The sequence below is a fragment of the Microcystis sp. LE19-84.1B genome, assembly GCF_027531875.1.
In the GTDB taxonomy this organism is placed as follows: domain Bacteria; phylum Cyanobacteriota; class Cyanobacteriia; order Cyanobacteriales; family Microcystaceae; genus Microcystis; species Microcystis panniformis.
The window spans coordinates 1-8,931 of sequence record NZ_JAPZSR010000235.1; the positions used below are offsets into that span (position 1 = coordinate 1).

Consider the following 8,931-nt stretch of genomic DNA (forward strand, 5'->3'; position numbering starts at 1 on the left):
AAATGGGGCGAAAGTCTGTGGACTCTGTGTAAGACAGTACATGGTTTTTTAACTGTGGTATGCGACGGTGGTGGAAGCAGAAACTTAAATCGTGAGGTTTAGGAATCGCCGCACTTTTAGGGCGGCGAGGATGTCAAAATATTTACCATAACCCAAAGCTGGCGATCCTTCCAGCTTCTTGGCTATGGCCCGGGGTCTCGGTAGCGCCAAAGGCAATCCTGTACCAAGAGTCTCCGCTATGAATATTAACATCGAGGCTTCTGTACCCCGTCGTTAATTTTTAGCTAAACCTGCCAGGGAGAGTCCCTAATTGGCAGAATGACCTGCGAACCATAATCAGGTTATCCTGTGAATTGGTGGCTCTCCCTATGGGGTTGCTCCTGAGATAATCCCCCCACCGAGGACGATTTCCCCTTCATAAATCACGGCTGCTTGGCCTGGGGTGATACTAAATTGTGGTTCATCGAAAACCAGCTTCACTTGATTATTTTCTAGGGGAATAACATTGACGGGAACAGCCGGAGAACGATAACGGACCTGTACTTGAGCGCGGATAGGGGTGGTGGGTTCAGCAATAGAAACCCAGTTCATCCGTCCGACAAGACAAGCGGCACTAACGGCACTTTCGCGATTACCGACGATAACCCGATTCATGACGGGATCAAGTTTTACCACATAGAGAGGTTCGGCGGCGGCGATGCCGATGCCTTTGCGTTGTCCGATCGTATAATGATGGATACCGCTATGTTTACCCAAAACTTTGCCATCGAGATCGACGATATCGCCCTCACTAACGGCGATATACTTATCCAAGAACGATCGCATCGTTCCGTGAGCTTCAATCAAGCACAAATCCTGACTATCGGGTTTATCTGCTGTTTTTAAGCCGAATTCCTGGGCAATTCTGCGGGTTTCTGCCTTGGTTTGTTCTCCCAAGGGAAATAAAGTCCCACGCAGTACATCTTGAGTTAGATCATAGAGAAAATAGGATTGATCTTTATTTTTATCGACGGCGCGCAGCAGTTGATAACGGTTATTTTCGGGAGAAAAACGAATTCTAGCGTAGTGACCGGTGGCAATAGTATCCGTTTGCAAGGTTTCCCTAGCATAATGCAGCATCGGGCTAAATTTTACCGCTTTATTGCACTGAGAACAGGGGAGCGGTGTGATTCCCGCTTCGTAACCGGAAACCAGATAATCAATAATTTCTTTTTGGAAAAGCTCGCGACTATCGACGATATGATGGGGAACACCCAGCTGCTCACAAATAAAGGCCGCATCTACCATCCCCTCGGAGCAGCATTGACCTTTACCCTTCATTAACCACAGGGTCAAGCCAATAACATCATAACCTTGAGCGTGTAAGGCGGCAGCGGCGACAGAGCTATCTACTCCCCCCGATAGACCGACAACAACTTTTCCCATAAATCTTGTAATGATTTTTAACCAATATACTTTCTAGACTAGCATCTCCTACTTTAAAATTTGGACATGGTGTACCCAAATCTCGTGTGAGGACAAGCTAGTATGATGAGAACAAACCTACTGTTTTTCTCGGGCCTATTTTGGTTAAAAGTCGGGATAATCGCCCAAGGAACGCTGCTGCTAAAAGCAGACTTATCTTTTGCCCAGAATGTTTATCCTAGTCGTCGTTTGCCCCCACCACCAGCGGTGAGACAACCAACTAAACGTTCAGACAGTCCCAGTGGTGCTAATTGTTCCCAATGTTCACCCTTAAATTTGCCCCCGGTTAATTCTCCATCAGTTCGCACCCCGGAGACTGCCCCAGTTTCCGGTAATCAACCCCTCAGAGAATACGTTTTTCAAGCCCCCGCTACCGTGCGTCCTGCCAATGCTACGGTGATTAATAATCATAATCCTCAAACTGTCAATCCACCAGCCCCCACACCGCAAAATCGCGCCAATAAACCCCCTTCTCCTCCACCACAGCAGCGGGTTATTGCGACTAATCAACTCTTTCGCGTTGAAGTTCAGAGTAATAGTGCAGCAGCGTTGGCGAAAATTAGAGAAATTGAACCCCTCGCATTTATCCGCGCGGGAGAAAATGTTATTCAAGTGGGGTTATTTCAGCAACAATACCAAGCTAAACAACGGGTACAAGAGTTGACTAAACAGGGTTTTAGCGCTCAGATTATTACCCTCAATAATTAGGGTTTACTGAAATAGTCTGTTGGTGGGGTGTAGGGTGTAGGGTTTTATTCTCCCCCCGTTCACTCCAATGGCTGACACTTTTTGATAGCAAAAAAGTCTAAAAGTTTTGTCCAACAAGGTTTTTAGATTTATTCAGCAAACCCTAATTAGGCAATAAGTCTCTAGGATTTCAGCTAATCTCGATCGAATCTCTTGCCTCTCGTCCATCCTAACCAAGAAGTTAATTTTACCCTATTAACTCACCGTTCGTTCATTTCTCGGCTCTTCTAGGTTCTGTGTGATAAGTTTTACTTACAATATGATCGATCAATCTTTGTGTCCTTTGTGTCTTTGTGGTTCGTTCCACCCCCTCGCTAGGACGAAGGTATCTTAGAATACATTTTACCCACCAAACCCAAGAGAGCCATTTCTCGAACCGAAAATTTGGTAAATTGTCTCAAATGCAGTCTAGCAAACGCATTGATTGTTCTACTCGGATATTTTTTAGTACAAAAAGACCACTTTGAGGTTAACGAATTGATTAGGGTTTGAGCGAACCCATTGGCGATTGCACTTTCGGCACTGTTCTACTTACCTTAAAGTTGGCAAAACTACCCGCGCAAAGGGGAAGTAAAATTGTTAGATAACCCGATGTGCAACTAAAAACTACAGAATCAAGGTTCCCGAGGATGCTTTATCTGTGCTGATTTCTGAGAGCCTTGTAAATCAAGACTAAAAATATAGTTGAACACGGGATTAGACAGGGAAAAGAGGAGGGGCAATGGGCTAAAGTGGTTTAGCCTATCCTGTTCCCAAAAAACCGAAGAAAATATGGAGATTTTGGATGACGACGATTTACTTTGCTACAAACCGCAACCTAGTTACCTCAAATGATTTAGAGGCGGGTTTTGACTTCGGGAGTACCTTTAGTCAGGATGGACTGGCTAACTTGCGTTTTGGAAAAGCCGAGGTAACGGGTGAGAACTTTTCTCAGTATCAAATCCAAGTTGCCCCAGAAAATCTGCTGGGTGATCCGCCCGTTTTGGGCAGTCAGGCGATCGCCCTGCAAGTCCGCAAACAGATGATCGAGAATGCGGAAGATACATTGATCTTCATTCACGGCTTCAACGTTTCATTTCGGAGCGCTCTAACGGCTGCAGCTCAACTGCACCAAGTGTTGACTGCCAGAGACCCTGGCGATACCGAGCCTCCCCTCAAATTGAATATATGTTTGTTTTCCTGGCCTTCAGACGGTGCGCTTCTGTTTTCCGATCCGAGAGCCGCCAATGCGATCGCTTACAAGAATGATCGCCTGGATGCTGCCGCTTCTGGGGCGGCATTTGCCCGCGGCTTCCTCAAAGTTGCCGATTTCATTAATCAGACTGAGGCGCGGTGCCAACAGAGACTTCATCTCACTGCCCACAGCATGGGCAATTATGTCTTGCGCCATGCTTTACAGGAATTGAGAAGGCAAGTCGGCAACCAACTGCCCAGACTGTTCGATCAGGTTCTGATGATGGCAGCTGATGAGGATGATGATGCTTTCGATCTCGACTACAAATTGTTTTCTCTGCCCCGCATCACGCGCCGGACAAGTGTCTATTTCAACCGCAACGACCTCGCTCTCTGGGCCAGTGATAAGCTTAAAGGCAATACCGCCCGTCTGGGGACAGACGGTCCAATCCAGCCGCGACAACTTCCTCGCAATGTCTATCCGATCGATTGTACCCGCGTGGTATCTAGTTTTACAGATCCTTCAGAGCATGGCTATTATCTGAATGTCCCCCGGGTTGTCAGGGATATGCGTCTAGTGCTACGCAATCAAATTCCCCCCGATGAAATTCCAGGTCGGAAATACGTCGCTGAAACTAATCGCTATCGACTCCTAGAATGAGTCAGGTTTAATTTACTGCCCTAAAATGCAAACGCCTATCACAAAGGTTTTAAAGTGATTGGGAGATTTGACTTTATCTTAGCGTCAGCAGAAGTCCCATACTCCGCAGTCTAAGTGTCACAACTCATTGTTCGCTTAATTTTTTAAGGGAAGGGTTTTAAAATTGCTGTTACCTTTATACTGTATGCTTTTTAGCGAATAAGGTAGGTAGAACAGTGTCGAGAGTGCGATCTCCAATTGGCTCGCTCAAACCCCAATCAATTCGTTAACCTCAAAATGGTCTTTTTGTACTAACAAATATCTGAGTAGAACACTCAATGCGTTTGCCAGACTGCACTTAAGACAATTTACCAAATTTTCGGTTCGAGAAATGAGCGAACGGTGAGTAATTACTTAGCACACAGAGTTAATTTTGTCAAGCAAAATTTTGACCGCATCGATCATCACATCCGGTTGATCCATCCAGACAAAATGACTACTTTTATCCGCTTGTATTTCCATAAAATCTCCAGATAACTTGCCTAATTCTAGGTGCATCTCCTCCCGGAGTTGGTTGGCACTTTTGAGGGGAATAAAGCGAGTCCAAAGGGAAGGTTTAAAAAAAGAATTAGCTTTAATACTAACTATCGGTAAATTACCGAAATTGTTAGCCTCACTTACCTGACGAGCGCTTTGGTCGAGATTAAGCATTTCTCTACTCATCGTCATCCAGTGTTTAGCGCGACAGAAAGAACGCTTAACTCGATGACGAGAATCTGGGGAAAAGCGACGCAATTCTGGTTTTAATAATTCAAAAACTCCCAGAACTCTCAGAACTCGAATAATGCCTAAAATTGAGCCGATAATCGACATCAAAAATCCAGAGATGAAAAATAATTTTAATGCCTTTAATGCTGGCGACATTTTCAGCATTCTTTTCTCGTGTAAACCATCGGTGAGTACCAAACCTACTACTTTTTCTGGGAACAGATGGGCATATAGTCGAACATTATAACTGCCAAAAGAATCACCAATTAAAATATAAGGCGGTTCTATTTTTGCTTGGGTGAGTAATTGATCTAATTCCTGAACAATTTGGTAGCTAGTCCGGGGATATGGACTAGAATCGCTCCAACCATAACCCGCTCGATCATAAATACAAACCCTAGCTAATTGTGACAATTCTTCTATCAAAAAATATCCCTCAATTCCCCCTAAACTATGGTCAATAATAATAGTGGGACTAGCCTCTCCCACTAGACAAAAATGTAGGCGATATTTACCCAGATTAACCAAATTACCCGGAGGTGCTTTTTGTTCTTCTAACCAAACAGATAACGTCTGATAAACTGTCGTCGCTACTAGGATAATTACCCGAATTGATAAAGACATAACTAGACCTCTTGTAAAAATAAAAAATTCTCGTGGTTGCTGGACAATTAAGAATGAATAATCATCAATTATACTAAATCCGTTGAGTAACGCACAGAAAACGGGTTTCTCCGAGAAACCCGTTTTCTACTCATGCACTCATGCAAAAAGGGGAATAAATAATCAGTCTTTAATAACCAGATTTAGTATTAAATGGTCGATTTAGCTGTGATTAAAAGAGAGCGCCAGCATTACAGGCAAAATATAATACAAACGAACGCTTGACACGATGATTTTGAGCCAAGGATTTCGGCTCTCCCCAGTTTGGCGGGTAAAATGTATTCTAAGATACAGTTTTGCGGGCGAGTGAGTGGAACGAACCACAGAGACACAAAGGACACAAAGATCGATCGCTACTATATAAGTTAAACTTATCACGCAAAGAATAAGAGAGCCGTATTTCTAGTCAATTAAGCATAAATACTTAAAATATCCTCAAATGCGAGCTGCTACGCAGTGCCTTCGGCATCGCATTTACCTAAGAAAAAGCGCTTAATAAGTTGTTAAATTTCGAGAACAACATTAGCAGTATGCTGAAAATTAGCGAAAACCATTAAGATCATAGACCGAGTTTAATCTTATGCTAGAGAAAATACTATACGCTGATTCCGGCGCAGGTCAAACCCAAGAAATGCTACAAGCATTGATGGATCTCCCGGCTATCCGGAAAGCGTCGATTACCATTCTCCGGGTTGTTCCCCCTCAGATTACCACCGAAGCCCTGGCCAGTAAATGGGAGGAAGGAACCCAAATGCTGACTAAAATCCTGCAAGAAGTCAAAATTGAACCCAGCAAAGTCTCCACGATTCTGCGGCAAGGGGATCCCAAAGATACCGTCTGTCAAGTTGCCGACGAAATCGGGGCCGATTTGATCCTGATGGGTTCCCGAGGACTGAAGCGACTGGAGGCAATTCTAGAAAATTCCGTCAGTCAATACGTCTTTCAACTGACTAATCACCCGATGTTATTGGTAAAAGACGATATTTACGTCAAAAAAATCAAAAAGGTGATGGTGGCTCTCGATAAGTCTAGCTCTGCTGATTTAGCTCTCGATCTGGCTATTTATCTCCTGCGGGATTATCCTTCAGCAGAGTTAATTCTGGCCCGCGTCAACCCCGACTTAAAACCGGAATTTGCCCCCACTTCTCCCAAAGAAATGGAAGAAAACCCGATTTTAGGGCCAGCAGTAGCAAAAGTAAAGCGGATGAATATACCCCATCGCTGCGTGGTGACGGGGGGTAAACCGGGGGAACAACTGTGCAAACTCGTCGATGATTATAATGTGGATCTCTTACTGTTGGGGTCGCCCGATCGCCGTCCTTCCGTGGCTAAGAGTTTACCAGATCTCGATCGCCTTCTCGGTACTTCCCTCTCGGATTATGTGCGGGTTAATGTCAATTGTCCCGTCCTTTTAGCTAGAAAAGAAGGGATTTAGCCCGATTTAGCCCACATCGTCTGGGGATGGTGTGGGTAAAAAATGGGCGTGGTTCAAAAAAGGGCAATTTTGGGTGAGAAAGCCTGACAAATCCAGCCATTAGACATCTCCAAAAATTACAACCTAGTCACAGCTTACCTTTGTCCTGTGTACTAACCAAATGGTTCAATGCCTAGAATGTATATTTATCGTTGCTAATTCAATTTTACTGAAAAAATATGAGGCAATTAAAATCATTTTTATTCAGTTAGATTCCTTAACTAGAGAGACTTTTAGTCTTGAGATAATATTAGATCGAGGTCTATTGTTCAGACAATCGTCTAACAAGAACCTGCCATGATCCCTAAAAATACATCAAAATGCACTAAGATACATTGATATATGTTAAAAAATATTACAAAAGATAAGTGTTGTTTCTTGTGCATTGTATGATTAGACCGACCTATTTTATATTCAAGGCAAAACGGTGATCCTTATAGAAGGTAACAAAGGGGAAAGAGTTGAAGCGCTTCAACAAGCCCTAAAAAATAAAGGCTTTGATCCTGGTAACGTAGATGGGGATTTTGGCCATGCAACTGAAGCGGCTGTTATTGCTTTTCAAAAAAGTGAAGGTTTACTGCCCGATGGGAAGGCAGGCCCAAAGACTCTCAGCGCATTAGGGTTAGACGTATTAAAAGAGGACAAGCGGCGCGACGCAACGGCTCAATTTACAGTAGCTGTAGTTTCTAAGATGTCTCCCAATAGTCCTATTGGAAACATTAAGACTCACCTCCCAAACATTTTATCTGCTCTAAAAGAACTTGATTTAGATGATCGCGACATGATCTTAATGGCAATAGGAACTATTCGCGCCGAAACTGAGGGATTTGAGCCAATTAGTGAGTTCAAATCGAGGTTTAATACTGCTCCGGGTGGAACTCCTTTTGGTCTCTACGATAACCGTAAGGACTTGGGAAACAAGGGGAATCCTGATGGAAATAGTTTCAAAGGACGTGGATTTATCCAATTGACAGGACGCGCTAACTATACTCAAATTGGCTCGCAAATCGGAGTAGATTTAGTCAATAACCCAGACAGAGCCAATGATTCCGTTATTGCATCCAAAATTTTGGCTCGTTTTCTCAAAAATAAAGAACGCCAGATTCGAGAAGCTTTATTAGATAACGATCTAAAAACAGCTCGAAAAGCAGTCAATGGGGGAACTCATGGAATTGAGCGTTTCGTAGCAGTGTTTAATACAGGAAACAGTCTAATCGCTTAATTCTCACCGGTAAAGGTTAAATTGAACAGCAATAAACTCGAAAGTTTTTAGATAATTATTTGAGCTTATTTCCCTCAATTTAATCTAGAAAACCTTTCTAAAATTTGTAGTTACGAATTAACCTTAACTTATTCTGAAAAAATACTTAATCTGGCTACCGAACTCAAAACTTTTACTGGTTCTCAATTTATCGGCAAGCTTGTTTTAGCTGATATTGAATTTATCCCTCATCTCGATACAATCAACAAATTTGCAACAACCAACGGAATTCAAATTTTTGTTACTAGCTCAACTCGTCCCCTGGGAGTCCCTGTCGGTGGAGCCGTTTTCCAGCCTGCCAAAATGTCCAATCACTTTGTTGGTCATGCTATTGATATGAACATTCAACATGGTGGTACCTTATTTAACGACAAAAAATTGGCTAATTTCAGCACACTACCGTCGGCCATTCAAGCTTTTATTACTGCTATTCGCAACCACCCTGTTTTACGTTGGGGTGGAGATTTTGGTGATCCAGTTCATATAGATGATGGTCTAAATATTCATGATCCCACTACATGGAAACAAAAACTTGCCATTATCCAAAAAGATTTAACGGGATTAACACAGCCTGGAATTTCAGCAGAAAATAGCAATCGTGGCTCTTCGGTTTGTGTTATGCAATTGACGGGGGTTATAAGGGATGGAACCCTTATAGAGAAAGGCATTTAGCGATTTTTGTCAATTGTTTTTGCTCTAGAGCGAACTAATCAATTAAGTCTCTTGTCAGATAAGGATTTA

Annotated in this window: 6 protein-coding genes and 2 pseudogenes; 6 read left to right on the forward strand and 2 right to left on the reverse strand. The window is 43.1% G+C overall.

Annotation, left to right across the window (positions count from 1 at the left end; genetic code table 11):
• Positions 1-151: 151 nt before the first annotated feature.
• A pseudogene (locus O9324_RS13740) lies at positions 152-277 on the forward strand (phycobilisome rod-core linker polypeptide); the annotation flags it as partial.
• Between the two features lie 89 nt (positions 278-366).
• On the opposite strand, the gene mnmA reads toward O9324_RS13740, so the two are convergent.
• Positions 367-1,425, reverse strand: a complete 1,059-nt coding sequence (gene mnmA / locus O9324_RS13745; RefSeq protein ID WP_008201212.1) for a tRNA 2-thiouridine(34) synthase MnmA — start codon at positions 1,423-1,425, stop codon at positions 367-369.
• 102 nt (positions 1,426-1,527) lie between these two features.
• Between mnmA and O9324_RS13750 the strand changes: the two genes are divergently transcribed.
• Both O9324_RS13750 and O9324_RS13755 read left to right on the forward strand, forming a co-directional pair.
• Positions 1,528-2,172, forward strand: a complete 645-nt coding sequence (locus tag O9324_RS13750) for a hypothetical protein (RefSeq protein WP_288140467.1) — start codon at positions 1,528-1,530, stop codon at positions 2,170-2,172.
• Positions 2,173-2,995: 823 nt separating this feature from the next.
• Complete coding sequence (locus O9324_RS13755) at positions 2,996-4,045, forward strand: alpha/beta hydrolase (RefSeq protein WP_288140468.1); 1,050 nt, start codon at positions 2,996-2,998, stop codon at positions 4,043-4,045.
• Between the two features lie 393 nt (positions 4,046-4,438).
• On the opposite strand, the gene O9324_RS13760 is transcribed toward O9324_RS13755, so the two are convergent.
• Entirely contained in the window at positions 4,439-5,416 is a 978-nt protein-coding gene (locus O9324_RS13760; RefSeq protein WP_288140469.1) for an alpha/beta fold hydrolase, read from the reverse strand.
• A gap of 619 nt (positions 5,417-6,035) precedes the next feature.
• Between O9324_RS13760 and O9324_RS13765 the strand changes: the two genes are divergently transcribed.
• From O9324_RS13765 to O9324_RS13775, 3 genes and pseudogenes are all read left to right on the forward strand, one after another.
• Positions 6,036-6,890 carry a universal stress protein gene (locus O9324_RS13765; RefSeq protein ID WP_002770041.1) on the forward strand — a complete coding sequence of 285 codons (855 nt, stop codon included), beginning with the start codon at positions 6,036-6,038 and terminating at the stop codon, positions 6,888-6,890.
• Between the two features lie 466 nt (positions 6,891-7,356).
• Positions 7,357-8,151 carry a peptidoglycan-binding protein gene (locus O9324_RS13770; protein WP_288140470.1) on the forward strand — a complete coding sequence of 265 codons (795 nt, stop codon included), beginning with the start codon at positions 7,357-7,359 and terminating at the stop codon, positions 8,149-8,151.
• Between the two features lie 342 nt (positions 8,152-8,493).
• A pseudogene (locus tag O9324_RS13775) lies at positions 8,494-8,664 on the forward strand (M15 family metallopeptidase); the annotation flags it as partial.
• Positions 8,665-8,931 lie beyond the last annotated feature (267 nt).